Below are 1,159 nucleotides of genomic sequence, written 5' to 3' on the forward strand. Positions count from 1 at the left end.
CTGAGTACATGACAAAAAACGGGAAATAAGAAAGGCTGCCATATCTTAGAGGTTGGTAACCAAAGAGAAATAAGACATGACAGCCAACCTCAAAGGTAGCCCTTTCGGGCAATCTCTGCAAGAGTATTTCCCGGAATTGCATGGCGCTCGGTACAAGTTCCTTGAAATGGTGATTCCTGCGATTGCCAAAGCATCCAGTGTAGTGCTTCGGCGAATTGCCTGCGCTTTTGAAGGGCCAGCCCAGGTAGACAGCGTGGTCCGCCGAATCCAGCGGTTTCTTGCTGAGAGCCCGCTGTGCCAGAAGAAGCAGGCTCGCTTCATTGTTGGCCTGCTAGGCATTGTTGGCCCGATGACGCTGGCGCTGGACCGCACCAATTGGAAGTTTGGCCAACGGGCTATCAATATCCTGATGCTTAGTGTCCAGTGGAATGGAAAAGCCATACCGTTGTTCTGGCAGTTGCTGGACAAAGAAGGCAACTCCAGCCAGGCCGAGCGCATTGACTTATTGCAGCTGTTCCTGGACACTTTTGGCGCCAATGCCATATACAACCTCACTGCCGACAGGGAATTCATAGGCTCCAAATGGTTCCATTGGCTGATTGAGAAGGAGATCCCTTTCGATATCCGGATCAAGAGCAACACCATTGTCGAGCGCAAGGGGCACGCCTGTTCGGCCTGGGAGTTGTTCCGGGCTGTCAAACGTGGCAAGGTACAGCGGCGCAATGGCCTGTTCAAGGTTTACGGCAGCATGGTATACCTCAGCGGAGGGCCGGCCGTGAATAAAAAAGGCGAAGATGATTTCTTCATCATTGCTTCCTATTGCGGCCAGTCGGGAGCTGCCCAACGGTATGCGCTGCGCTGGCGCATCGAGCAGCTGTTCAAAGAACTGAAATCCAGCGGTTTTTGCCTGGAAGATACTCAGGTGGTTGACCCTGGGCGGCTAAGCAACTTGCTGGCTTTGCTGGCTATCACCTACTGCTGGGTGGTCAAAACTGGCTGTGATGCCGCTCGCAAAATACCTCGTTTGAGCCGCAAACTGAAGCACGGACGCCCCCGCTACAGCATCCTGCGGATCGGGCTGGACACCATCCGAGATGCTTTCTGGTCAGGCGACAAACGCCTGATCGCAGGGGTTATGCGTTTTTTGTCATGTACTTAG

1 protein-coding gene is annotated in these 1,159 nt (G+C 53.4%); it reads left to right on the forward strand.

Annotation, left to right across the window (positions count from 1 at the left end):
- Positions 1 to 76: 76 nt before the first annotated feature.
- A complete protein-coding gene (locus FRY97_RS21845; RefSeq protein WP_147169745.1) occupies positions 77 to 1,159 on the forward strand; it encodes an IS4 family transposase in 1,083 nt (360 codons plus the stop codon).

The sequence above is a fragment of the Phaeodactylibacter luteus genome (assembly GCF_007993045.1).
In the GTDB taxonomy this organism is placed as follows: Bacteria; Bacteroidota; Bacteroidia; order Chitinophagales; family Saprospiraceae; genus Phaeodactylibacter; species Phaeodactylibacter luteus.